Raw genomic sequence first — 25,401 nt, 5'->3', positions numbered from 1 at the left:
CTCGCGGCGTCGCCCCGGTCGGCGGTGATCCCGGAAACGCCGGTCGGCATTTGCCTCTGTCATGGCAGGAGGAGTATAGTGCGGCCCAGACACTGGGCAAGCTCATGCCCTCAACGACACGAGAACGGCAGTGAACCTCACCCACCCGGCAGCCGTAAGCACGAACCTCGCCTTGCCAACGCCTGACCCGGCTCATGCGCGCCATGCGCATCGGCACACGCACCCAACCGACGGCAGCGGCCCGGCGCATGGACTGGCACAGCAATCCCTGTTGCTTGCCGCCATCGGGCTGCTATCGCTGCCGGCGGCGTCCGTGCTCGCCGCAACGGCGCTGCCCACCGGCGGCGTCGTCACCGCCGGCAGTGCCACGATCAGTCAGACGGGCAGCAGCATGCGCATCGACCAGACATCCGCCAAGGCCGTCATCGACTGGCGCAGCTTCAATGTCGGCAGCGATGCCGCCGTCCGCTTCCAACAGCCTTCCGCCTCGGCGATAGTACTGAACCGCGTCGGCGCCGACGGCGGACGCTCGGTCATCGACGGTCGCCTCTCCGCCAACGGCCAGGTCTGGCTGCTCAACCCCGGCGGCGTCCTTTTCGGCCCCACCGCCCGCGTCGATGTCGGCGGCCTGCTGGCCGCCAGCCTCAGGCTCGGCAACGACGATTTCATGAGCGGCAACTACCGCTTCACGAAGGAGAGTTCCGGCAGCATCGTCAACCAGGGCACGCTGACCGCCGCCGACGGCGGCTACATCGCCCTCCTCGCACCGGAAGTCAGAAACGAAGGCATCATCGCCGCCCGACTGGGCACTGTCGCGTTGGCCAGCGGTGAGGAACTGCGCGTCGACTTTTCCGGCGACCGGCTGATCGAAATCCGCGTCGACCGGGCCGATGTCGCCGGCCTGATCGACAACAGGAACCTCGTAGCCGCCGACGGTGGTTGGGTCCTGATGAGCACCGACGCCGCCGGTCGCCTGGCCAACGGCGCCATCAACAACAGCGGCATCGTCCGCGCCACCACGCTCAGCGAGCACCAGGGAGTGATCAAGCTGCTCGGCGGAGCCGTCAAGGTCGCTGGCACCCTCGACGCTTCCGCGCCCAGCGGCGGCGATGGCGGCTTCATCGAGACATCCGGACACAGCGTGAAAGTCGATTCCTCCACGCGCGTCACCACGGCTGCAGCCTACGGCAAGACGGGAAACTGGCTGATCGATCCGAACGACTACACCATCAGTTCGGTGCCATCCGGCGGCGACATTACCGGCCCAGCGCTGTCGAGCCTCCTCGCGACGACCAGCGTGACCATCCAGACGGCGACCATGGGTACTCCTGGCGGCGCCGGCGACATCTTCGTCGATGACCCCGTGTCGTGGAGTTCGGGCAACGCGCTCACCCTGGTGGCCGAACGCAACATCACGATCATCGGCAACGTCACCGGAACCGGGCTGAATTCACGCTTCGCTGCCACCGCGCCGGGCACCCTGAACGTCTTCGCCAACGTCACCGGTACCGGCCCCGGCGGTGGCGGCGGCGATGCCGTCCGTTACCAGGCCAACAACCTCGTGCTGAGCGGCACGACGACGGCCATCGCCGGTACGCTGAGTATCCAGCCCAACGATCCCGGCCGCTCGATCCGCATCGAAGCGACGCCGAGCGCGGGCGTCCTGAGCCTGACGCCAACCCAGTTCGCCACCCTGCGTGCGGATGCAGACCGGGCTATCGTGCTCTTTACACAGAACGGCGACATCAGCGTGGGGGCCGCGCTTGCCGGCAGCCAGATCCATGCCGGTTACCTGGCGCTGAGCACCCCCGGCGGCAACATCACCATCGACGCGCCGATCACGGGCGGGCCGGGACTGTTGGGGATCGGTCTTGAGGCGCTGGCGGGTGTCCGGATCAACAGTGCCGTCAGCACCCCGGGGGTCTTCAAGATCGATACAGCAGGGACGCTGACTGTTTCGAGCACCGGCCGCGTGAACGCGGCGGACGTCGAGTACCACGCCAATGACCTGGATCTGACCGGCACGACGACGAGCAGCGCAGCAAGTATCGGCATCCGGGCTTTCGATTCGACTCGCGCCATCCGCATCGAGTCGAGCCCGAGCGCCGGCGTGCTGAGCCTTTCCCCGGCAGAAATCGCCACCCTGCATGCACCGGCTGCCCATAACATTGTCATCGGATGGAGCGGCGGCGGCCCCCTGACGGTCGCCGCCGACCTCGACGCCAGCCATATCGATGCCGGAGACCTGCATCTGGGCGGCAGCAGCGTCGTGGTGAACGCTCCCATCACCTTCGGTTCGGGTGCGTCTGGCCTGCTCTTCGACACCGGCAGCGGCGGCGTCCAGATCAATGCGCCGATTTCCCTGACCAATGCCGATGGCTTGCTCAGCTTCCAGTTGAGCAGTGGCGGCCAGGTCCGCCAGTCGGCTGCGGCGCCGATAACCGCCAGACAACTGGTGGCAACCGGCAGCGGCGAGATCATTCTTGTCGATGCGGTCGGTGGCAACAGAATCGGCACCGTCGCCGCCGATCTGGGCAGCGGTAGCGTCGGTGACTTCGCGCTCATCAACGACAGCAGCACGGGAATTACGGTTGGCTCGGTCGATGGTGTCAATGGCATCACCGCCGTCAACATCCTCCTTTACACCGGCGGCAACATGACGCTCAACGCGCCGATTGTCGCCGTCGACAGGGGTTACGGATTTGGCCTCGGCCCCGTCTATACCGTGGACCCACTGTGCACCGGCACCTGCGTGCAGCCGCATATCGATCTACGCGCGGGCGGCAGCTTCACCAACAATGTCGGCGCCAGCGCTCTGACGCTCCCGGCCGGCAGCTTCTGGTCCCTGATCACCGACAAGCCGTCCACCACCTACCTGAACGGCCTGAGCGGGTATGTCGTGTCCTTTGACGGCGCCAGCATTCAAGGGGACATCCTGTTGTCGGCAAACCGGGTGTTCTACACGTCCGGCGGAGGCGATTCCTCGCTCGTCGGTCAAGTGAAAAGCGCCATCGTCACAACCGATACCCGGGTCAACGAGCAGTCGTCCGCCAATCCGCCGACCAACGGGCTGGTGTCGGCCGCCATCGCGCCCCCCGGAGGCCTGGGCAGCGGTGGCGCGGCGATGAGCAATTTCCCGAGCGGCAGCGCAACGAGCCAGGCCTCGTCGACAGGTACGCTGGCCAGCGCCACAACGAAAACGCCCCCCCCTCCACCGGAATTGATCGTCGACGCGAGCACGACCATGCCCCGGCTCGCCGGCGTGCTGAAGCTTGGCGACCTGCAGGCCATCAGCCGGCAGGTACACGCGGCGCGCAGCCAGCTCTTTGCCGACGCACTGGCTGTGCTGGCGAAGAATCCCGGCGCCGCCGACATTCCGGACTGCATTGACGGTCGCAGCGAGCTGTGCATCGCCACGCCGCTGCGAGCGGCGGACGACGGCTACCAACCGGCGGTCAGACGCAAGGTGGCGCTGCTGATCGGCAACAACGCCTACCGCTCGCCAATCCCCGAACTCGAGACCCCGATCAACGACGCCAACGCCATCGCCGCGCAACTGCGCGACCGATTGGGTTACGAGACCAGGGTGGTCGACAATGCCGACCGCCAGGAACTGGTCAAGGCCCTGAACGACCTGATCCGCAACACCGCGCGCAACGACAGCGTGCTGGTGATGTACTCGGGCCACGGTTATCTCGACGAGGCCACGCACACCGGTTACTGGCTGCCCACCGACGCTGACGTGCAGACGCCATACCAGTGGATCTCGAACCAGACGATTGCCCGCGCCCTGCGCAACATCCCGGCCAAACAGGTGATGCTGGTCTCGGACAGTTGCTACTCCGGTTCGCTGACCCGGGAAGGCAAGGTGACCGATAGCGTCCGCGTCAGCCGCGAGCAGACGCTGACGCGGCGCTCGGTGCTGGCGTTCTCCTCGGGCGGCGAGGAGCCCGTTTCCGACGAGGGCTACGACGACCATTCGATCTTTGCCTGGAACCTGATCCGGTCGCTCGAGCAGATGAAGGAAGAGACCTCGGGCCAGCAACTGCACGCCGCGATCAAGGCCGCGGTGGCCAGCGAGTTCCCACAGGTGCCGCAGTACGGCATCGTCGTTTCCGCAGGCCACGCGGAAGGCGGCGAGTATCTGCTGACGCCGGGGCGCGCGGGAGAGAAGCCATGACCACCACTGGAGCCTGGCCCCTGCGCCCGCCACACGATCCTGTTCTTCGGCAACGGCGCGCGGCGGCAACGCTGATCTGGACGCCGCTACTCCTCTGTCTGGCGAGCGAAGCCTGGGCGGCGCCACCGCCTGACGCCGGTTCGCTGCTGCGCGAGGAAATCCGCCGCGACCAGCCGCCCGCTGCGCCCTTCATGCCGCCCACACCCGATGCCGTCGACGGTGCCAAGAGTGCCACCGACAGCGGCCCGAAGACCGAGGTCCGAGCCTTTCGCGTGACCGGCCTGAGTGCGGTAGCGGAGTCCGAGGCGCAGGCCTTCCTCGCCGCCTTCGCCGGTCAGCTACTGAGCGTGGACGGCCTGCAGCGTGTCGCCGCGAAGTTCGAGGCGTGGTTGCGCAAGCGCGGCCTGTTTGCCGCCCGCGCCTACGTGCCGCCGCAGGAGATCAAGGATGGCGTCGTCGAACTGCGCGTCATCGAGGGCCGTGTCGAAGGTATCGACATCAAGCGCGCACCGGATACGCGCCTCTCCGACGACAGGCTGCGCGCCATGCTGGCCGGCGCGCTGCCACCAGGAAGCGCACTCGAGGAAGAGCGCCTGGAGCGCGGCCTGCTGCTCATCAACGACCTGCCAGCAACCAGCGCCCGTGCGGTACTGACACCGGGCGAGGAACTCGGCGGTACGCGCGTCCTCATCGAGGCCGGGCAGGGAGCGGTCCTCGCCGGCACCATAGACATGGACAATGCCGGCAACCGCTACACCGGCAGGGCGGAACTGGGCGCCGGGATAGCGATCAACGACGCCTATGGACTCGGCGACCAGTGGAGCCTGCGCGGCCTGGTCAGCGAAGGCACTTCCTTCGTGCGCGGCAGCTACGCGCTACCCCTCGGCGATGATGGCTGGAGAGCCGGCGTCGTCGCCATCGAATCGCGTTACCGGCTGTGCTGCGGCGATTCGACGATGTCGGCATTGCGCGCAAATGGCGAAGCCTCTTCGCTTGCCGGATTTGTCACCTATCCGCTGCTGCGCACCCGCCTGAATAACCTCAGACTTCCGGATCTCGAAGGAAACCCGGATGGCACTTCAGACTAGAGCAAAGGTCATTTTTGCTCCGGTTTCCGGATGCGGGAATTCCTGTTGGGTGAGTTCGTCCAGGAGAGCGGCGATGGCACGATCATGGACCGGACTGGCCATCCGGTGAATCTTGACGGTCAGTGTGTTGGCGGCGGTGTTGGGCTGGATATCAGCAGCAGAAACGAACAACTCGCGAATGAGCGCGCGCGCCTCGTCCTCGTTCTTCAAGTGGCGGCGTAATAGCGCCACCATCGCGGTCTCGGCCCGGTAGGCGACCATTTTTATGGTATCGCAGAGTATCTTGTTCAGCGGCGGCAGTTGGGTCGGCCGCTCGGCCTCGGGCAGGCTGTCGATCGTCACTTTTCGGGAGGTTGCCTTGCGCTTTGAGAGAAGTCGCTTGAGTTCCTCCTGAACGGCTTGAAGCGATTCAACCGACTCGGCGTTTTTCTGGATTTCCCCGCCGTCGTTCAGCGCCGTCCTGGCGAGTTCGGCCTGGAGCTTTCGTTCGCTCTGGCGGGTTTGCCTGACGGCTTTGTCGAGCTCCCGCCAGCGGGGATTGACGACTGGGTGAGTGCCGGGAAGAGATTCGGCTCCGTACTCGACAAGTCCATCAATATCATAGTGTTCCATCATGTACGCGAAGTAGTTTTCCTGGCACCAACGGGCGAACATCCGGCCCGCGATGGTGGTGTTTCCGAGTTGCCTGGCGGTCGTGATCACGGCCGTTTGATGTCCGGTCTGGGTCAGCCGACGGACTTCGCTGACGGCGAGGCTGTTCGCGTCGGCGCCGAGTCGGGTTTCGCGCATCGCCAGTTTCATCCGGGTGCTGCCGCCGGCCGGCAGACGGACTTCCTGGTCCTGAAACTCGTCTTCGGGCCAGAGGGCCTTGACGTTCTTGCGGTAGGTCAGGGCGCCGATGCGCTGTTTCCAGAGTCTGCCGAGGAGACTCTGGGTCGCCCCTTCGCGATCGAAGACCATCACAAACCGGTGCAGGGTCGGGTCGGCGTCCAGTTCGCCCGGTGTCGGCTGTGCCGGGACGATGTCCAGCAACTGGGGAACGATGTCCTTGAGCAGGGTCTCGGCGAGTCCGTCATTGAGCGGCTGCGATACCACGAAGAAGGGGCGACCCAGGGCATCATTGACCCAGTAGTCGGTGGTGCCCCGCAGGCACAGGCGTTCGCGCGAGACGTAGCGTCGTGAGAGATTGGCTTGCTTGCCGTGATACACCCGAACATGTCCATCGACATAAAGGTAACCGGCTTCTGCGGGCTCGCTTGCCATCCAGTTCTTCGCCAGGTCCCGCATCCAGGCCGCCGGGTCGCCTGTCTTGGCCAGCAGAGTGATCTTTTCCCGCAGGGTGCGGACCTCCGGCACCCGGTCAAGGCCGATGACTTTGCCCAGCTCTCCGGGCGGGGTTTGTCGCAGATGTTCCGGACGCTTGATTCGCCCCAGCGCCATGAAGCCGAGGACGAGAAGGATATGCAAGGCGCTGTAGAATCCCCGTGGCAGCTTGAGATGGCGACCCAGGCCGGTCAGCAGCCCGTTGGCGCATAAGGCCGGTAGCCCGGCCAACAGCCCTCCCATCGCCACATCATGGCTCGCTTCGAAGCGCGTCGTTGCACCGGTCGCCAACCCCAGCGCCGCCTGGATCCGCTCGTCCGCGCGCGTGCAGGCGGTTCCCATCCCCGCAGCGGCTTCCGCATCCGCCCGGCTGCGCTCGCTCTTGGTACTCGCCGGTGCCGACTCCACCCGCTCTGGTGGCAGGGGCGCCAACTGCGGCACACCCTGGCGACGGATCGCCTTGCGCAGCGTCGACTCCTTGACGCCCACCTGTCGCGCCACTTCAGACGGTCGCTTTCCCTCGCTCAGCAACCGCGCGCATTCGGCACTCTTGTCCGGCGTCATGATCCGCGGCTTGCTCGGCGCCGCCGGCCGAAAGAAAGACGATGGCCCCGCTTTGCGGCTTTGTCCCACCCAGTTCATCAGCGTGCGGTGCGGAATGCTCAGCGGTGCCCTTTCCAGTTCCACCGCCTTAACGTGCCCGTTTTCCATCAGGCTGGCCAGCGCGAATCTTCGGCTGGCGTCGTCTCCTGCCGCGTGCGAAAAATAGTTGTCCCCTCCAACGAAGTAGGTCACCTGGCCATCCTTCTCCAGAATCGCCAATCCTTCCCCTACCTTCTGCGCACCATCAGGAAAACCCGGAAGCCACGACTGTCTCAACACCTTCGCACTCCTTGGCAACGTGAGGCGCCCGATTATGCCAATAACAACCTACTGCTCGGCGAATAAAGTGCTACCTCGAATTCCTGAATTTTACCTCCATACCCCGCCGAGATCCGGAAATCTGAACCTGTCGGTGTCGGCCAACTGGGCGAGCCAGAGCTTCGTCAACCGCGCCCTGGGGGTGACGACCAGCGACATCGAGAGCAAGACCCTGACACTGGGACTCAGCGGCGACCGCAGCAACCTGCTCGGCCTCACCGGCCTCGGCGCCTACACCAGCTATTCTGCGCAATGGGTGTCGGGCCGGATCACGCTCGACGGCTGGGCGGCGAACAAGCGCCAGGATGCGGTGACTGCACAGGCACAGGGCGGCTTCGACAAGGGCAGCGCGCAGCTCGTGCATCTGCTGCGCTTGTCGAAAACCTCGGCGCTGTATGCGGCGCTGTCCGGGCAAGTGGCCAGCAAGAACCTCGACTCGTCGCAGAAGTTCGTCCTCGGCGGACCGCAGGGCGTGCGCGCCTACCCGACCGGCGAAGCCAGTGGAGACGAAGGCTGGCTCCTTAACCTCGAGTGGCGCCGCGAAATCGACCGCCACTGGCGTCTCGTGGCTTTCCTCGATCATGGCGAAATCCGCTTGCACCGCAACCCGTGGTCGACCTGGAACGCGTTGACGCCAAATCTGGACAACCAGTACGGGCTCTCCGGCTTCGGCGCCTCGGCGGTGTGGACGCCGACGGCCAACAGCCAGATCTCGGCAACGCTGGCGCAGCGCCTCGGCAACAACCCGGCCAGCGACGTCAACGGCAATGACTCCGACGGCCGCGCACGCAGCCCGCAACTCTGGGTCCAGGTCAGCGCCGCCTTCTGAACGCAGCGCGGGCGGCGCGGCGCCGACAACGCTGCGCCAACCGGCCCCGTCCGCTACCGCTCGCCCGCCTGCTGCGCGAGGTTGCGCTGCATGAGCGCGAAGAAGCGGTCGTAGAAGGGTCCGGCGGGAATCGTTTCGCTCGCCACCTTGACCAGCGAATCGTCGGAAGCGGCGAGCGGGATCGACAACGAGCCGAACGCGGCGACGCCGACGGTCGCCGAGTTCGGGCTCTTCTTGAGCGCGTAACGGTCCTGGATCGCATTCACATAGGCTGTCGACACGTGCTCCTGCCCGCCCTCCGGCGCGCAGACGACGTTGAAGACGATTTGCACATGCACCTCGCCCTCGGGCTGGAAGTTCTTGCTGGCGCTGATGAAATCGCGCTTCAGCGTGCTCAGCACGTAGCCCTGGCTGAGCAGGGCGCGCCGCGCCGCCTCGCAGGTCGCGTCGACATCGGCGTCGAACAGCCGCGAAAAGGTTTCGTTGGCTTCGAAGCCTTCGTTCTGGTAGACGGCGACGCTGCTCCGCGTGCTGCCGCAACTGGTCAGCAGGCCAAGCAGCAGTATCGCGGCAAGCGTCCGGAAGGACGAGGGAAAGGACGGGGAGCGGAAGTTGAGCAGCACCGGCGAGAGTATAGGTGGCCCTGTCAGGCAAGGTCAAACGCCGACCGCCTGCCGATCGGCGACGCCTGCGCGCCTGACGCGGAAGGTGGCGGGCAGGTAAGGACGCTTGCCCGGCGCGTGCTCGTCGGCGAGCGCCGCTGCCAACCCAGCGACCGCCCGCGCGACCGTGAGAAAATGCCCGAAGCGGTGCAACATACCGATACACTGTCTTGTAGAGCTGGTGTCTCCCACTCGAAAAGCCTTCGCAAGACCGCTTGCGCACGAGCCCGTTCGGGCTTGAAACGAACCATCAATGGCCTCATCGATACGTTCCCTGCTTGGTGAACTGAAAAACCTGGCGACCCGGATTGCCCCGGGCCTTTCGTCCCGCTTCGCCGGCACGCTCGACTCGCTCCGCCAGCCGACTCGGCGAGGGGTGATCCGGACACTGCTGGCGGTACCTGCGCTGTTGCTGCTCTATGTCCTCATCCTCATCCCGTTCACGCCAAGCATCAGCAACATCCGCAAGGCGTCATCGGAGCACCCGGCGCAAATCCTCTCGGCAGATGGCAAGAGACTCACCGAGTTCAAGCAATCCAACCGGGAATGGGTCGCACTCGCCGAGATCTCGCCATATGTCATCAACGCCCTGATCGCCACGGAAGATCACCGCTTTTATGACCATTTCGGTCTCGACTGGCGACGCACCGCTGCCGCGGCGCTCAACAGCCTCAGGGGCGACCGCCAGGGGGGCTCGACGCTCACCCAGCAACTCGCCCGCAACCTCTACCCGGAGGAGATCGGCCGGGCGCCGACGCTGACCCGCAAGATCAAGGAAGCCATCACGGCATTGAAGATCGAGGCCATCCACAGCAAGGACGAAATCCTCGAGACCTACCTCAACACCGTACCCTTCCTCTACAACGCCTACGGTATCGAGATGGCGGCGCGTACCTATTTCGATACCTCGGCCGACCGGCTCGATGTACTGCAGAGCGCGACGCTGGTCGGCATGCTCAAGGGCAACAGCTACTACAATCCGGTGCTCAATCCCGAGCGAGCGCTGCAGCGACGCAACACGGTGCTGAGGCAAATGGTCAAGCGCGAGAAATTGACCCCGAAACAATTCGACTCGCTCAGCAAGCGGCCCATGCGTATCGACTTCGAGCGCCAGACGGAACCGCCGGGACCGGCACCCCACTTCGCCAGGCAACTGCGCAAGTGGCTGATTGCCTGGGCCGACCGCAACGACTACAGCATCCATGGCGACGGGCTGGTGGTACGCACAACCATCGATTCCCGGCTGCAGGCAGCCGCCAACCAGGCCGTGACGCGCCAGGGCAACAGCTTGCAGAACATCGCCAACGCAGCATGGGGAAAGCGCTCGGCGTGGGGCACCGACTCCAGCCTGGTCCAGGCCTTCATCCGCGAATCGCCGGAGTACGCCGCCGCAATCGCCAAAGATCGGACGCCTGCACAGGCCATGCTGGAACTGCAGGCCGACAAGGACTTCATGCGGGCGCTGCGTCAGCAAAAGACGCAGATACAGATCGGTTTCCTGGCCATCGACCCGCGCAACGGCCACATCAAGGCCTGGGTCGGCAGCCGCGACTTCGAGCAGGAGGCCTTCGACCATGTGCAGCAGGCACGCCGCCAGCCCGGCTCGACCTTCAAACCCTTTGTTTACGGCGAAGCCTACCGCCAGGGCGCCAGCCCGGACGACAGACTGATCGACCAGGCGGTGGAAATCGCGGTCGGCGGTAGCGAGGTCTGGCGGCCCACTGATGGTGCAGCGCCAAGCGGCGAGGCGATGAGCCTGAGCGACGGGCTTGCCTACTCGAAGAACACCATCACCGCGCAACTCATCCAGCAGGTCGGCCCCGCCAAGGTGGCCAGACTCGCCCGCCACATGGGCGTGCGCCAGAGCAAGCTCGAAGCCGTGCCATCGCTCGCCCTGGGCACCAGTCCCGTCACTCTCAAGGAAATGGTTGCCGCTTACGGGACGATCGCCAATGGCGGTGGCTACCTCGAGCCGCTGCTGGTCAGCCGCATCGAAGACCGCGACGGCCGGGTCATCGAGGAATTCAGCCCGCAAGACCCCGACATTGCGCTCGAACCCGACGTCGCCTACACCCTGATCGACAACCTGCGCGGCGCAATCAACCGCGGCACCGGCCGAGATATCCGCAGCCGCTATGGCATCCGCGCCGACGTGGCCGGCAAGACCGGCACGACGCAGGACAACGCGGACGGCTGGTTCATCCTGATGCACCGACAGTTGGTCGCCGGGGCGTGGGTCGGTTTCAACGACAGTCGCGTCACGCTGCGCAGCGACTACTGGGGTCAGGGGGCGCACAGCGCCTTGCCGGTGGTCGGCGACTTTTTCGGGAACGCCCTGCGCGCTCGCCTCATCGATCCACGTGCTCGTTTCGCGGCACCGGAGGACACCGGCCTCTGGGCGCGCATCACCGGCTGGTTCCGCAGACTCCTGTCGCCGGAACCCGTCGCCGAGCCCAGGCCGCAACGGATTGTCAAACCCGCCCAAAAACAACAGCCTCGCGAGGACCCGGCGACGCCGGCTCCGAACGTATTGCCCCCCCAGGCTCAGGATGACCCGCTGCAGGAGAAGATCGATCAAATCATGAAAGAGAGCGACGAAGCCGAACAGCTGCCCACCGATCCAGCAGCGGCGGCGAAGCTGGAGGACTCGCGTTGAAGCAGGGCCTGCGGCACCTCCCTTTCTTGGGGAGCGGCATTCAGCTCATGGCGATCCGACTTGCGGCTGGGTGCATCGCCGTGGCCCTGATTTTTGCCACTGAACTGGCGGCTGCGGATTTCGCAAGCAGGGGCGGGCCTGAGCCCGCCAACATTGCCGAGATAGGGGAATTGCTCCGCACCGACCCCTACGATCTCGAACTGCTGATCAGCTTCGGCACCTCCAAGGGTGGGTCAGCCGGCCACCTCGCGCTGGCGCTCCGGGACGACAACACTGACGACGATCTGGTCTACTCGGCGAACTTCTATGCCGACCGCCGCCCCGAGCACGACCAGGCGTTCTATACAGATGACCTCATGCTCGCCGTTCCGAAACTCGAGTACCTCTTCAAGACGACCTCATCTCTCGGGGAAACCGCCTCATTCGGCCTGGACTTCGGCGAGATCTACAAACGCTCGGTCGTCGGCGTGCGCGTCTATGGTGTGCCAGCAGGCGAAAAGGAGGCTCTGGCGAGCTTCTTCGGGCGCATCAACGCCGACTTTCATGCCCGCGCCGCGCGCACGGCATACCACGACGGGGAAATCAAGTACGACTACCTGCTCTTCAACTGCGCCAAGAGCATCGGCTCGGCATTCAAGTTTGGTGCTGGCTACGAGGAACTTGCGGTGACCAGCCCGCGGCGCCTCTCGCTGACGCGGCTGGCAGCCGCTGCCAACGCCAACCTGCCGACCGAGATGGCCATGAAGCTGATCAGCGAATGGAGCCGGCGCGGCTACGCCATCGACGTGGTGCTCTACAAGAAGTATGGCGGCTCGACCTACATCGACCCGCATGAAGAAGAGAAGGTGGCTTTCAAAGATCTGCCCAACCGTTTCCCCTCGGTTCGCTCCCGCGATTTCCGCCGAGAAGAAGGCGCCTACCGGGACTTCGACAACCTCTACGCGATGTACCTGCTCTACAACCTGGGCAAGTACAGCGTGTGGGTCAATGAAGCGACGCAAGGTCTCGAGATAGAGAAGGAGAAGCAACCGATGGCCTACGACGAGGCGGCAGCACTGGCAAAGACCAATGCCAGGTCGGACAGCAGGAGCTACCGCAGACACCTGCGCTTCCTGCCCCGGGGAATCCGGATTGGTGAAGCTCCGGACAACTCGCATCTGTACGATTACACGCATGGCGGCAAGGCAGATTGAGGCCATGCGTCGGGCAGCCAACTATCTCCCCATCCTGATCACGGCTTTCTGCATCCTTGCCATGATCGTCCAGGGTCCGATCCCACAAACGGAGAACTACCATGCCTTCGCCGACGAGACTTCTTTCCTCGGCATTCCTCACGCGCGCGACGTGCTGTCCAATCTTGGTTTCGCCTGCGTGGGCCTGTGGGGATTGCTGGGCCTCTGGCGGCACCGCCGTCACCCCGGCATCGCGCGCGGCTGGCCGGGCTATGCGCTGTTCCTGATCGGCCTGATCCTGACCGCATTCGGTTCGGCCTACTACCATTGGCTGCCGGACAATGCCCGCCTGGTCTGGGATCGCCTGCCAATCGCACTCGTCTGCGCCGGCCTGCTTGCCGGGGTCTGGGCCCAGACGGCCCTGCCACCGGGCCGTGCCGGCATTGTCACCGGGCTGCTCGCCGTGTATGCGGTGCTCAGCGTGCTCTGGTGGTATTGGACCGAACTGAACGGACAGGGCGACCTGCGCCCCTATCTCCTGCTACAAATACTGCCGATCCTGTTGATCCCGCTCTGGCAGGCAATTCACCGCACACCGGCAGTCGAACGACTCTGGTTCGGCGCAGCCCTTCTCCTCTACGTTCTCGCCAAGGTTGCCGAAGTCAATGATCATGCCCTGCTCGCCGCGACATACTCTGCGTTGAGCGGCCACACGCTGAAGCATCTGCTTGCCACCGCGGCGGCCGCGGCGCTGGTGTATCGGCTCCTGCAGGCAGTAAGGTCGGCGGCGCCATTGGCCGTTTCATCACGATAGGGGTTTCAGTTCTCGAGATCCGCTTTCATCGGTCGCCCTCAATCACCTGCACGGTCGGCTTTCCCGAAAAAGAGAGCCCATATTTTTTCCTCCCCGAGCACCCGCCCAAGTTCCTTAACGGCGAAGAAAGGGATCAAAGCGACGAAGATCACCAGGGATCCGGCGAGCAATTCGTGCGGCCCCCTGTCAAGGAACTCAGCGAAACCGCCGGCGAGTCCGTTTCCCGTCCAGAGGCCCTTGATCGCATGCTCGACAAGGTTGAGAACGACGACCAGAAAAGTGAAGACCACAGCCTTGTAAAGGGTCGGGAAGATCAGGGGACGTTGCTCAAGGCTGCGCCCCAGGCGGAACACGGCGCCGATCATGATCACTTTCCCGAGGATCAGCGCCTGGATCACTGCCACCCAGTAATTCGTGTAGATGATGTCATGGGCGGCGAGAACGAGTCTCCGGTACTGCGTGAAAGCGGCGAATACGAGCGTCAGATAAATGACGTTGATCGCATACTCGGCCATCTCGTGGACGAATTTTTCCTTCCAGCGTCCAGTTTGCCGCTCAGTGCCAGCCATGAACCACCTCCCTCCCGAGGCGAAGTCCTGCTGCGCCGCACATGCTCGGTGGCACCTGCAAAGTCGTCGCCACGAAGACCCGCCGATTCGTTCAATTCGCCAGTAGGCGAGTGTGGAACCGCGACAGCATCCCGCCCGCCAGCGTCCTCGCCGTGAACCCGTGCTGCACGAGCGCGCGTGTTGCGTAATAGGCTCGCTGACCGGAGCGGCAAATGACCAGGATCTCCCGATCGCGGGGAAGCTCGTCGAGGCGCGCCCGGAGCTGGCCAAGCGGGATGTTGAGCACGCCCGGCACGCTCTCCACGGCGAGTTCGCCGGGCTCGCGCACATCGAGCAGGAACGCGTTGTCGGCAGCATCCCAATGAGTCAAGGGCATGTCGCCGCAGAGGATATCCGCAGCGACCATGCCCGCGAAGTTGACCGGATCCTTCGCGCTTCCGAACTGCGGCGCGTAGCACAGCTCGGCTTCTTCGAGGTCATGGATCGTCGCGCCCATCTGGAGCGCCATGGCGAGAGCGCTGATGCGCTTGTCTACCCCATCCTCGCCGAGCGCCTGCGCACCCAGGAAACGTCCGTCGGATTTCCGGAAGAGCACTTTCATCGCAATCGGCCGCGCACCCGGGTAGTAGCCGGCGTGCGAATTCGGGTAGAGGTAGATCTTTTCATAATCGCTGTCGCCGAGCCGCTTGAGCGTTTTTTCGCTGGCGCCGACCCAGGCGGCGGCGGCACCGAACAGCCCGATGATCGACGTGCCCTGGGTGCCGCGGAAGCGGGACTGGCGCCCGGCGATCACGTCGGCGGCGATGCGGCCCTGCCGGTTCGCCGGCCCGGCGAGCGCGATGAGACTCCACTCGCCGGTCACGAAATCCCTGACTTCGATCGCGTCACCGACGGCGAAGATGTCCGGGTTGCTGGTGCGCATCTGCTCGTCGACGCGAATCCCGCCGCGTTCGCCGATAGCGACGCCGGCCGTCTTCGCCAGAGCCGTCTCCGGACGCACGCCAAGCGCGAGGATCACGATGTCGGCCGGATGCACCTTGCCCGACTTCGTCAGAACCTCAAGCGAGCCGTTCGCGGCCTGCTGGAATCCGGCCACCCCGTCATTGAGCGCGAGACGGATACCGTGACGCTCCACGTAGCTCTCCACGATGCGCGCCATGTCCTGATCGAGTGGCGCCAGGACCTGATCGAGCATCTCGACCAGGGTGACTTCGAACCCGCGATGCACGAGGTTCTCGGCCGTTTCAAGGCCGATGAATCCGCCGCCGATGACCACCGCGCGGGTCTTCGGCCTGAGCGTCTGGAAGCCCGAGTACTTGTCCATCCCGGAGAGGAACAGCGAACCCCGTTCGATCCAGTCGCGGATCGCCCGCGCATCGGGCACGGTGCGCACCTGGAAGATTCCGGGCAGGTCGATTCCCGGCAAAGGCGGGCGGACAGACGACGCGCCGGGCGACAGCACGAGCTTGTCGTAGGGCTCGCTCGTCACCTCGCCAGTCTCCAAATTGCGCAGATCGATGGTCTTCGTGTCCGGCGACACCCGGATGGCTTCGCAATTCGTTCTGACATCGACATTGAACTGCCGGCGGAAGGTGTCCGCAGTCGCTACCAGGAGGCTCGATTCCTTTTCGATCACGCCACCGACATGGTAGGGAAGCCCGCAATTGGCGTAAGAAACGTACGGCCCGCGTTCGACCATGAGGATTTCCGTGTTTTCGTCCAACCTGCGCAGCCGTGCCGCGCACGAGGCACCACCAGCCACGCCGCCGACGATGACGACCTTGTTTCTTGCACTCCCGCTCTTTGCTTCCATGACGCTCTCCTGATGATCAACCAATCCCTTGCCAGGCGGATACCCAGCAGCGCATTCATGGATTCTAATCCGATAAATCACCTGGAAGCCGTGCCCCAACGAGAAGAGAAGTGACTCGACGAAGTGCAGGTCAAGGTTCACCACCGTCTGCGGCGCGCACCAACCCGGCGCGGTGTGCCTGAGCCCGACGACGCCGCGACGATGGCGAATGGCGGTGGCTACCTCGAGCCGCTGCTGGTCAGCCGCATCGAAGATCGCGACGGCCGGGTCATCGAAGACTTCAGCCCGCAGGATCCCGACATAGCGCTCGAACCCGACGTCGCCTACACCCTGCTCGACAACCTGCGCGGCGCAATCAACCGCGGCACCGGCAGAGATATCCGCAGCCGCTATGGCATCCGCGCCGACGTGGCCGGCAAGACCGGCACGACACGGGCGCCGCGGACGGCTGGTTCATCCTGATGCACCGGCAGTTGGTCGCCGGGGTGGTGGGTGGGTTTCAACGACAGGCGCGTCACGCAGCGCAGCGACCACTGGGATCCGGGGGCGCACAGCGCCGTGCCGGCCCCGGCACCTTGAGGACATTACCCTCTTTATTACATCCTTTCACGCCAATTGCCCCTTCTCTGCCAGAGCGCACCGGGGCCTCGGCCGATGCAGTCGACGGACTGTCCTTTCTGCGTATTCAGCACCCGCCGGATCATGTCCCGGCTCACCCCCGGGCAGGCACGCTCCAGGTCGGCCAAGGAGAACGTTCCCGGCATCTTGGCGATGGCCTCCAGCACCATCTGGGTTTTCGATCCTCGTGGCTCCGAGGTTTCCCCAACCCGTTCGACGAACTCACGATAAGCGCTCTTGAGGATGAACAACACGTAGTTGATGTAATGCCACGGATCGTGCTTGGCCTCGTGCCAGCGCTGCGAACTCAGTTCCAGTGTCTCGTAGTAACGGTCCTTGTTCTGCTCGACCAGACGTTCCAGGCTGATGTAGCGTCCGACCTCGAAACCCAGTTGGTAGCTCTGCAACAGCCAGATCAGCCGGGACACCCGGCCATTACCATCGCGGAACGGATGGATGCACAGGAAATCGAGATTGAACGCGGCCAGCGCGATCAGCGGCGGAACCCAGCGCTCTTCGAGGCAGGCCCGCCAGTCGCCGACCAATCGGGCCATGGCTGCCGGCGTCTCCTTGGCAGGCACGGTGCGAAAGCGCACCCGCTCGCGCCCATCGGGATAGCGTTCGATGATGTCGCCATCCTTCTCCTTGTACAGACCGGCATCCCAGATCTGTCCCCGCGTCATCGCGTGGAGACGCTGGATGGATTCGGTGGCAATCGGGATGCGCTGGGCATCCTGGTGAATCCAGGTTACGGCATCGCGGTAGCCGCGCACTTCTTCCTCATCGCGATCCCGAAACAGCGGTCTGGCCGATACGACCACATCGCGGACCCGCGACGGCTCGACGGAAACACCCTCGATGCGGTTCGATGAGACAGCGCTTTCGATCAGCGCATGCTCGCGCAAGGCCTTGAGGCGCAGCGGTGACTGCCGGGTGTAAAGCTCCTGCTTACCGCGGAATTCGCCGAGGTCCGAGAGATACCAGGCCGTGGCGGGAGGTATAGACGATTTCCCAGCGGCAAACAGTTTCAGCGTACTCGTCATGCTTTATCCTCTTCTGCCGATTCGACATACAAGTTGAAGAGGGACCAATGAACAGCGGGGTTTTGCGGACGGCATACCAAATTGCTCGTCCCAACACCGAAGTGCCGAAGAGAATCGACGTGGGTGGAGTATGCAGCAGAGCGAATTCCATATACTGTCCCCAGAACTCGCCCCAGCCATCAATTCACACCCTCCTCCAATGAACGACAAACCACAAAACGAAAGATACAAGGGGTGGGGTGCCCGAAGGGCTCGGCTTGGGGTCCCGGGGCCCCGTTCCACACGAAACGGACTAAACCCTGATGTTTCTAATGATTGCCGCTGCAAAGTTACGGTGTGCTGGGCGTACGACCGATGTGATCGCCGGGCGCTCACATTGTGTTGTGGTCAGAATGGCGTGCAGTTCGTAAAAGGTCCATTCTGCATACATGTATAGTTAGGCGACGGGCGGTGCATGTGCTCTGCTGGTGCCTGATTCCGCTGACGTGTAGCGTTTAGCATTTCGTTACGTGCATTTAATTCGGCCACTTTCTTGTCAAGCAAGTAGGCCCATTCGGTTTCGTGCATCGCTCGTGCGTCCATCTTCTTTGCGAGGTAACGTTGATACGATTCCATCTCACGCGTCATGTCATCTTCCAATGGCAGGATCTGGTCGCGGAGTTCGTAGAAGCGATTAACCATTTCGGACCACGAGATACGTCCACTTCTTGCTAGTTGGTAGCCCTGTAATTCAGTTCTATGGAGAGCCTGACAGCGAGAAGCATACTGAGGTGGGCAGTCGGCAAACCCAAGTGGTGTTGGCTTTGAGGCAAGATAAGGGCCGTCAGCAAGTGCTGTTGAACAAGTCAACGCTATCGCCAGGGTAAGTGTGGCTCGGCTACAGCAGTGCTTTAGGTGGTTCATCTAGTTCTCCAGCAATGCGATCGGAAGCGACCAAACGCGATGCTATTTGAATTGCAGAGGGAGCGCCATAGCGGGTACACCGGTCAGGGCTCCCGCACTCGGATAGCATAGTCTACGTCGCTATATTCAGAGAGGCAAGAATTGTTCACGGGCATGAATTTATGCCAATAGCTTTTAAACCCGCGCGAAATCGGGTCTACTCTCGTCTTTTGGACGACAGAAATAACTCTGACGAGGGGGGCAAGCCTGATGTGTTGTTTCCGGGAAGTGGATGACCCGCGCAAACCCAGCAATGGGACGCTGCATGACTTTCTGGAGATTCTCGTGATTGCTATCGCCGCTGTCCTCTCCGATTGTGACACCATCGAAGACATCGCCCATTGGGAACGTGAGAAGGAAGATTGGTTGCGTCAGTTCCTGGTGCTGCGGAACGGTGTGGCCTCCGAGGAAACGTTTCTGCGCATCTTCCGAGCCCTCGACCCGAAGCAATTTGAGGCGGCGTTCCGCCGTTGGGTGGCTGGGGTGGTCGGTACCCCGAGAGGCGGCCTGGGGGTCGATGGCAAGACGGTACGAAATTTCGGGGACAGCATACCAAATTGCTCATTCCAACACCGAAGTGCCGAAAAGGGTCGACGCGTGTGGAGTGTGCAGCGGTGCGAATTCGAAATACTGTCCCTAAAATCTCCAAGCGCAATGCATCCAAATAGGCTTCGGTGCTGGCTACAGCGGCCTCAACAAGGGCACTCACAGGAAGGTCAGGCATGGCTCGTGGCATCGTCTCCGGCACAACCAGTGCGTCGAATTAGTCGCAACTGACCGTTTTCTGGGCCACTGTCTGTTCCACGAAGAACTGGGCAGTCGGAGCCTGGCGACGTGGGGTGAAGGGGTTGCGGGAACAAGAGAGGATATACCACGTTGCTTGGGAGTCATCGTCAAGCATGCTGCTCGGCTGATCCCACGGAGCTATCCGGTAGCTTCTCGAGAATCGCCTGCCAGTGAATGACGATTTCAGGGAAGATGGCCGGCGAGCGTTCGCCGGCCATTTCGGCAATTTCCGGGCCGCCGTAGATGCCGTCCTTCAGCGTGTACAGCGTAATGACACGGTCGACCGGGTGAACCAGCCAGTATTCTCGGACACCGGCGCGTTCGTAGAGGGCGCGCTTGGTCAGGTGGTCGTGGCGGGCGGTGGCGGGGGAGAGGACCTCAATGATCCAGTCCGGGGCGCCGTGAATGTTGTTCTCGGTGACCTTGGCCGGGTCGCAGACGACCAGAATATCGGGCTGGACGACGGTCGTCGCCTGATCATCAGCGTCGCTCGCTGCCGACAACAGGATGTCGACCGGAGCGATCAGGGCGCGGCAGGAGGCGCCATCCAGGGCTTGATCGATCTGTCTGAAAAGCTGACCAATCATCGTCTGGTGGCTGATCGTCGGCGCCGGCGCCCTCGCGTAGGCCACGCCATCGATCAGTTCCCAACGCTCGCCAGCGGGCCATTTCCGGTAGTCGGCATAGGTAAGACGGTGATCGGTGGCTTTCGGCAAGGCCATGACGTTGATTCCGGCAGGGCAGACCCGATCATTGTGCCTTGATGCCTGCCCCCATGGCAATGACAGGATCAGGCCATCCACTCCGACAACATTTGTTCGTTTCACGCAAGCCGGCGATGGAGGCTCGCCTAAGGGGCTAGACCTCGTTGATGGGAATGTTGTGCGGAAGCTTCAAAGCCCAGCCAGGAAACAAGGCTGTGGGTGTGGATGGGTGCGGAAGACGGATTGCGGCGACGGACTGGAAACGCGGCTGGAAGCGCTTTCCGGCGGGCTGCGTCGACTGACCTACCGCCCGCAACCCGTCCGGCACGTCTAGATCCCGAAGGGTAACGAAGGTAGACGCCCACTGGGGACACCCAGTTTTGAAAAGTGCATCGTCCAAGATCGGCCTTGCGAAATTCTGCTAGCGATCGGGGAAGCAGGTTTTGGCGCCTGTGCCTGTGGGTTTCGACCGGGCCGTAATGCCCACCAGGCGCTCGAGCGACTGGGGGAAACCGTCACCTCGAAGGCGATGCAAACGGCTAGTCGAGGCCGAAGGTCGGGCGGACCCACGGCAGTGCCGAGCGGCCGATCTCCGATGAGTTCGCTGCCGTTCGTGCGGCTCTATTTCCTGGGCCGCTACGGCCGGCTCCGGCCGATAGTAGCCATTGAGCCGTTTTCAGCGCAGCAGCCACACAGAGGCGCCGGGTGCACCCCACGACCGTCGAGCGCCGGCGATCGGCGGGAAGTCGTCATTCTCTTGCGAACCCCTCCTGTCCGGTCAACAGCAGGCCGCGGCAGCCCCCCGCCGGCGCTCAATGCGCCTCGTCCCAGTTGGCGCCGACGCCCACGTCGACGACCAGCGGCACGCGCAAGCTGGCGAAGTCGGTCATCAGCCGCGGCAGTTCGCCGCGCACGCGTGCCAATTCGTCGTCCGGCACTTCGAGGACGAGTTCGTCGTGCACCTGCATCAGGAGGCGCGTCTGCAGGCGCTCGGCGTCGAGCCAGCCCTGCACGGCGATCATCGCCGACTTGATGAGGTCGGCCGCCGAGCCTTGCATCGGGGCGTTGATCGCCGCCCGCTCGGCGCCCTGGCGGCGGCCGGCCTGGCTCGAACGGATTTCCGGCAGCCATAGCCGGCGGCCGAAAACGGTTTCGACGTAGCCCTGCGTCCTGGCCGCCTCGCGCGTCGTCGCCATGTAGCGCGCGACCCCCGGGTAACGCGCGAAATAGCGCTCGATGTAGGCCTGCGCGGCGCCACGTTCGAGATCGAGTTCGCGCGCCAGGCCGAAAGCGCTCATGCCGTAGATGAGGCCGAAGTTGATGACCTTGGCGACGCGCCGCTGGTCCGGACCGACGTCGACCGGCCGGACGCCGAAAATCTCGGCGGCGGTGGCGCGATGCACGTCCTCGCCCTGCGCGAAGGCTTCGAGCAGGCGCGCGTCTTCCGACAGATGCGCCATGATGCGCAGCTCGATCTGCGAATAGTCGGCCGAGACGAGCGAACTGCCCGGCGGCGCGATGAAGGCGGCGCGGATGCGCCGGCCTTCGGCGGTGCGTACCGGGATGTTCTGCAGGTTGGGGTCGCTCGACGCGAGCCGGCCGGTGACCGCCACCGCCTGCGCGTAGCTGGTATGCACGCGCCCGGTGCCGGCGTTCACCATCTTCGGCAGCTTGTCGGTGTAGGTGCCCTTGAGCTTGGCGAGTTGCCGCGATTCGAGCAGGATCTTCGGCAGCGGATAGTCGAGCGCCAGTTCGGAGAGCACTTCTTCGTCGGTCGATGGCGTTCCCGACGGCGTCTTCTTCTTCACCGGCAGGCCGAGCTTGTCGAAGAGGATTTCGGCGAGCTGCTTCGGCGAGTTGACGTTGAACGGCTGCCCGGCGGCGGCGTGTGCGCGCGCCTCGAGGTCGAGCAGGCGCTTGCCGATCTCGTGGCTCTGGCGGGTCAGGAGTTCGCCGTCGATGAGGACGCCCTGACGCTCCATCCGGAAGAGGATGTCGCGCACCGGGATTTCGATCTCCGCGTAGACGCGCGCCAGACCGGCGTCGGCGACGATCTGCGGGTAGAGCACGGCGTGCAGGCGCTGGCAGAGGTCGGCGTCCTCGGCGGCGTATTCGGCGGCCTGGCCGATGGCCACCTGCTCGAAGCCGATCTGGTTCGCACCCTTGCCGCAGAGCGCTTCGTAGGGGATCGTCGCGAGTCCGAGGTGGCGCGTCGCCAACTGGCCCAGGTCGTGGCCGCGCACGCCGTCCTTGCCGGATTCGAGAACGTAGGACTGCAGCAGGGTATCGTGCCGGACGCCGGCGAGGGCGATACCGTGGTTGGCCAGCACATGCTGGTCGTACTTGAGGTGCTGGCCGATCTTGGCGTGGCCGGGCGATTCGAGCCAGGACTTCAGGCGCGCCAGGACCTCGTCGCACGGCAACTGCGCCGGCACCCCGGGGTAGTCGTGGGCGAGAGGCAGATAAGCCGCTTCGCCGGGGGCGACGGCCAGCGAAATGCCGACGATGCGCGCTGCCAGCGGATCGAGGCTGGTGGTTTCGGTATCGAGCGCGGTCAACGGCGCGTTCTCGATCTTCTGCAGCCAGTTCTCGAAAGCCGGCCAATCAAGAACCGTCTCGTAGCCCGCACGGTGCGCGCCAGGCGGCAGCGGCTCGGCGGCGACGGCCGGCGCGGCCGCGCTGCCGACCGCTACGGCCGCTGCCTGCGCCGCGGCATCGGCCGATCCTTCGCCCTGCACCTCCCGGAGCCACGATCGCATCTCGTAGTGCGCGAAGAGCTCGATCAGGCGCTCGCGATCTGCCGGACGCGGCGCCAACTCGCGCAGCGCGAGCGGCAGTTCGAGATCGCAGCGCACGCTCACCAGGCGCCGCGCCAGCGGCAGGAAGTCGAGCGAACGGCGCAGGTTCTGGCCGACGACGCCACCGATGGCTGCCGCGGCGGCGATGACGCCGTCGAGCGAGCCGTACTGGTCCAGCCACTTCACCGCCGTCTTGGGGCCGACCTTGTCGACACCCGGCACGTTGTCGACGGCGTCGCCGATGAGCGCCAGGTAATCGACGATGCGTTCCGGTGGCACGCCGAACTTGGCGCGCACACCGGCTTCGTCGAGCGCCTCGTTGCTCATGGTATTGATCAGCGTGACGTGCGGGCCGACGAGTTGCGCGAGGTCCTTGTCGCCGGTGGACACCACCACCTCGATGCCGGCCGCCGCTGCCTGCGTGGCGAGCGTGCCGATGACGTCATCGGCCTCGACGCCGTCGATGCTCAGCAGCGGCCAGCCGAGCGCGGCGATGGCGGCATTCAGCGGTTCGATCTGGCGCACCATGTCGTCGGGCATCGGCGGGCGGTTGGCCTTGTACTCGGGGTACCAGTCGTCGCGGAAGGTCTTGCCCTTGGCGTCGAAAATACAGGCCTTGTAGGTGATTCCCGCTGCCTGGTAGTCGCTTTCCAGGCGGCGCAGCATGTTCAGGACGCCGTGCAACGCGCCTGTCGGCTCGTTCTTCGTCGTGCGCAGGTCGGGCATCGCATGAAAGGCGCGGTAAAGGTAGGACGATCCGTCAACCAGCAGCAGGGTAGGCATCGGCAGGCCATGGCAAGGGCGAAAGGACGAAAAAACGAAAGAGCGAGAAGGAGATGCTGCGCCAGACCGCAAAGCCGCTGGCCAAACTCGGCGGGCCTGCGAGGTCTGGCGACTCCCCGGCATTATCGCAGAGTTCGCCGCACCCACCGAATGGCCGGCCGACCGTTTGGCCCCCCGCTACCGGAGCGGGCGGCCAAACGGCGCGGCATCCCGGCGACCGGCGCGCTGCGACAGTGCTGGCGCCGTCTGGCGAACGCGGGATGCCCGTCAATCTGTACTACAATCGACACTGGTTCATGCCATTCACCGATTGACCACCTGGAAGCTTGCTCATGCGTCGCCCCCCCGCCCTTTTTGCCGTCCTCGCCCTCCTTGCGGCGTCGGCGGTTGCGCAGACCCAGACCAATCTGCAGCCGCTGCCGGCCGTGCCGCCACCACCGCCGGACATGGCGCCCTTCGACGCCGCCCTCGAACCGCAGGTGACGATCAAGAAGCGCGAGGGCGACACGGTCGAGGAACACCGCATAAACGGCAAGCTCTACCGCGTCAAGGTCACCCCGGCCGACGGCATTCCCTACTGGCTGATCGACCGGCAGGGCGACGGCAACTTCACCCAGGAGACGATGGGCAACCATGACGTCAGCGTCCCGCAATGGGTCATCGGCACGTTCTGAGTACGCTGCCCTGAAGGGTAACTGCCCGCCTGCCGACCCTGCCACAACACGATGTCGGTTTTTACCCCGCTGAGCGCCGAGCAGGCGGCAACCTGGCTCGAAGACTATGCGCTGGGGACGCTGGTGGCGCTCGAAGGGATTGCCGAAGGCGTGCAGAACTCCAACTTCTTTCTGACGACCACGCATGGGCCGTACGTGCTGACCGTTTTCGAACAGGTGGCGCGGGCGGCAGTGCCTTTTCATGTCGAGCTGATGGCGCATCTGGCCGCGCACGGCATTCCCTGCCCGCAGCCGGTCGCCAACCGCGCCGGGGCGTATGTCAAGGAGATCGCCGGCAAACCGGCGGTGGTCGTCAGCCGGCTGCCGGGTCGTTCCGAGAGTGCGCCGAGTCTGGCGCAGTGCGCGGCCATCGGCACGCTACTCGCCGAGCTGCACCTGGCAGCGCAGTCGTTCCCGGCTCCCCTGGCGCACCACTGCGATACCGCCTGGTGTGCGCAGGTCGCCGCGCAGATCGTCCCGCACCTCGGCGCCGACGATGCCCCACTGCTGCGCGACGAACTCCAGCATCAGCAACGCTGTCGGCCGGACGACCTGCCGCGCGGCGTGATTCACGCCGACCTGTTCCGCGACAATGTGCTGTTTGTCGGCGACCGGCTGACGGGCGTGCTCGACTTCTACTTTGCCGGCGTCGACGATCTGCTTTTCGATCTGGCGGTGACCGTGAACGACTGGTGCTCGACCGCCGACGGTGCGCTCGACGATGCGCGCAGCGAGGCACTTGTCGCCGCCTACGACGCCCGCCGGCCGCTCGCCCGCGGCGAACGCGCGGCCTGGCCGACGCTGTTGCGCGCGGCGGCGCTGCGCTTCTGGACCTCACGGCTGCTCGACCATCATCTGCCGCGATCCGGCAAGCTCATCGTCCGGCGGCAACCGGACACCTATCGGACGATCCTGCGGGCTCGCCGCGCGGCGGATGCCGGGCACGCCCGGCTTGCCTCGCGCTGTCAGGCCGGCTAGCATCCATTC

Annotated in this window: 17 protein-coding genes and 2 pseudogenes; 10 read left to right on the top strand and 9 right to left on the bottom strand. The window is 64.4% G+C overall.

The window, feature by feature from the left end; genetic code table 11:
• Window positions 1-130 precede the first annotated feature (130 nt).
• Window positions 131-4,180 (top strand): two-partner secretion domain-containing protein, encoded by a 4,050-nt coding sequence (locus CAP2UW1_RS23560; RefSeq protein WP_015765701.1) that lies wholly within the window; start codon window positions 131-133, stop codon window positions 4,178-4,180.
• Window positions 4,177-5,268 carry a ShlB/FhaC/HecB family hemolysin secretion/activation protein gene (locus tag CAP2UW1_RS05645; RefSeq protein ID WP_049778522.1) on the top strand — a complete coding sequence of 364 codons (1,092 nt, stop codon included), beginning with the start codon at window positions 4,177-4,179 and terminating at the stop codon, window positions 5,266-5,268. Before CAP2UW1_RS23560 ends, CAP2UW1_RS05645 begins: the two co-directional genes overlap by 4 nt.
• On the opposite strand, the gene CAP2UW1_RS05640 is transcribed toward CAP2UW1_RS05645, so the two are convergent.
• Window positions 5,260-7,473: a helix-turn-helix domain-containing protein gene (locus CAP2UW1_RS05640; RefSeq protein WP_199931578.1), complete on the bottom strand. Its 2,214-nt coding sequence runs from the start codon at window positions 7,471-7,473 to the stop codon at window positions 5,260-5,262. The genes CAP2UW1_RS05645 and CAP2UW1_RS05640 overlap by 9 nt on opposite strands.
• Before the next feature lie 133 nt (window positions 7,474-7,606).
• On the opposite strand from CAP2UW1_RS05640, the gene CAP2UW1_RS05635 reads away from it, so the two are divergent.
• A complete protein-coding gene (locus CAP2UW1_RS05635; protein ID WP_049778521.1) occupies window positions 7,607-8,341 on the top strand; it encodes a ShlB/FhaC/HecB family hemolysin secretion/activation protein in 735 nt (244 codons plus the stop codon).
• Between the two features lie 53 nt (window positions 8,342-8,394).
• On the opposite strand, the gene CAP2UW1_RS05630 is transcribed toward CAP2UW1_RS05635, so the two are convergent.
• Together CAP2UW1_RS05630 and CAP2UW1_RS25340 are read right to left on the bottom strand one after the other, a co-directional pair.
• Window positions 8,395-8,964, bottom strand: a complete 570-nt coding sequence (locus CAP2UW1_RS05630; protein WP_015765699.1) for a DUF2242 domain-containing protein — start codon at window positions 8,962-8,964, stop codon at window positions 8,395-8,397.
• 33 nt (window positions 8,965-8,997) lie between these two features.
• Entirely contained in the window at window positions 8,998-9,159 is a 162-nt protein-coding gene (locus CAP2UW1_RS25340) for a hypothetical protein (RefSeq protein ID WP_015765698.1), read from the bottom strand.
• 97 nt (window positions 9,160-9,256) lie between these two features.
• On the opposite strand from CAP2UW1_RS25340, the gene CAP2UW1_RS05625 reads away from it, so the two are divergent.
• Genes CAP2UW1_RS05625 through CAP2UW1_RS05615 form a run of 3 tightly spaced genes read left to right on the top strand, consistent with a single transcriptional unit; the run spans window position 9,257 to window position 13,645 of the window.
• On the top strand, window positions 9,257-11,659 hold the full coding sequence (locus tag CAP2UW1_RS05625) for a penicillin-binding protein 1A (protein WP_015765697.1): 2,403 nt from the start codon (window positions 9,257-9,259) through the stop codon (window positions 11,657-11,659).
• A 47-nt stretch (window positions 11,660-11,706) separates the two neighbouring features.
• On the top strand, window positions 11,707-12,852 hold the full coding sequence (locus tag CAP2UW1_RS05620; protein ID WP_291914272.1) for a hypothetical protein: 1,146 nt from the start codon (window positions 11,707-11,709) through the stop codon (window positions 12,850-12,852).
• The gene (locus CAP2UW1_RS05615; RefSeq protein ID WP_199931577.1) at window positions 12,833-13,645 is read left to right on the top strand and encodes a hypothetical protein; all 813 of its coding nucleotides are present in this window, start codon (window positions 12,833-12,835) and stop codon (window positions 13,643-13,645) included. The genes CAP2UW1_RS05620 and CAP2UW1_RS05615 overlap by 20 nt, the downstream gene beginning before the upstream one ends.
• A 38-nt stretch (window positions 13,646-13,683) precedes the next feature.
• On the opposite strand, the gene CAP2UW1_RS05610 is transcribed toward CAP2UW1_RS05615, so the two are convergent.
• The gene (locus tag CAP2UW1_RS05610) at window positions 13,684-14,160 is read right to left on the bottom strand and encodes a hypothetical protein (RefSeq protein WP_291914274.1); all 477 of its coding nucleotides are present in this window, start codon (window positions 14,158-14,160) and stop codon (window positions 13,684-13,686) included.
• 145 nt (window positions 14,161-14,305) lie between these two features.
• Window positions 14,306-16,027 (bottom strand): FAD-dependent oxidoreductase, encoded by a 1,722-nt coding sequence (locus CAP2UW1_RS05605; RefSeq protein ID WP_015765693.1) that lies wholly within the window; start codon window positions 16,025-16,027, stop codon window positions 14,306-14,308.
• A 198-nt stretch (window positions 16,028-16,225) separates the two neighbouring features.
• On the opposite strand from CAP2UW1_RS05605, the pseudogene CAP2UW1_RS05600 reads away from it, so the two are divergent.
• Window positions 16,226-16,591, top strand: a pseudogene (locus CAP2UW1_RS05600) (penicillin-binding transpeptidase domain-containing protein); the annotation flags it as partial.
• A 32-nt stretch (window positions 16,592-16,623) separates the two neighbouring features.
• Here the strand turns inward: CAP2UW1_RS05600 and CAP2UW1_RS05595 are convergent.
• Both CAP2UW1_RS05595 and CAP2UW1_RS25335 read right to left on the bottom strand, forming a co-directional pair.
• Complete coding sequence (locus tag CAP2UW1_RS05595; protein ID WP_015765692.1) at window positions 16,624-17,688, bottom strand: Fic family protein; 1,065 nt, start codon at window positions 17,686-17,688, stop codon at window positions 16,624-16,626.
• Window positions 17,689-18,075: 387 nt separating this feature from the next.
• A complete protein-coding gene (locus CAP2UW1_RS25335) occupies window positions 18,076-18,591 on the bottom strand; it encodes a hypothetical protein (RefSeq protein WP_199931576.1) in 516 nt (171 codons plus the stop codon).
• 249 nt (window positions 18,592-18,840) lie between these two features.
• Between CAP2UW1_RS25335 and CAP2UW1_RS25330 the strand changes: the two are divergent.
• Window positions 18,841-19,173, top strand: a pseudogene (locus CAP2UW1_RS25330) (ISAs1 family transposase); the annotation flags it as partial.
• 350 nt (window positions 19,174-19,523) lie between these two features.
• Here the strand turns inward: CAP2UW1_RS25330 and CAP2UW1_RS05580 are convergent.
• Together CAP2UW1_RS05580 and polA are read right to left on the bottom strand one after the other, a co-directional pair.
• Window positions 19,524-20,138 carry a Uma2 family endonuclease gene (locus CAP2UW1_RS05580; RefSeq protein ID WP_015765689.1) on the bottom strand — a complete coding sequence of 205 codons (615 nt, stop codon included), beginning with the start codon at window positions 20,136-20,138 and terminating at the stop codon, window positions 19,524-19,526.
• Window positions 20,139-20,932: 794 nt separating this feature from the next.
• Window positions 20,933-23,701: a DNA polymerase I gene (gene polA / locus CAP2UW1_RS05575; RefSeq protein ID WP_015765688.1), complete on the bottom strand. Its 2,769-nt coding sequence runs from the start codon at window positions 23,699-23,701 to the stop codon at window positions 20,933-20,935.
• A gap of 332 nt (window positions 23,702-24,033) precedes the next feature.
• On the opposite strand from polA, the gene CAP2UW1_RS05570 reads away from it, so the two are divergent.
• Window positions 24,034-24,375: a DUF2782 domain-containing protein gene (locus tag CAP2UW1_RS05570; protein ID WP_015765687.1), complete on the top strand. Its 342-nt coding sequence runs from the start codon at window positions 24,034-24,036 to the stop codon at window positions 24,373-24,375.
• A 51-nt stretch (window positions 24,376-24,426) separates the two neighbouring features.
• Entirely contained in the window at window positions 24,427-25,392 is a 966-nt protein-coding gene (locus CAP2UW1_RS05565) for a homoserine kinase (protein ID WP_015765686.1), read from the top strand.
• The last annotated feature ends 9 nt before the right edge of the window (window positions 25,393-25,401 follow it).

Source organism: Candidatus Accumulibacter phosphatis (assembly GCF_000024165.1).
In the GTDB taxonomy this organism is placed as follows: Bacteria; Pseudomonadota; Gammaproteobacteria; order Burkholderiales; family Rhodocyclaceae; genus Accumulibacter; species Accumulibacter phosphatis.
Note: the sequence above shows the minus strand (reverse complement) of the source record. Positions and strands in the feature narration are given on the sequence as shown.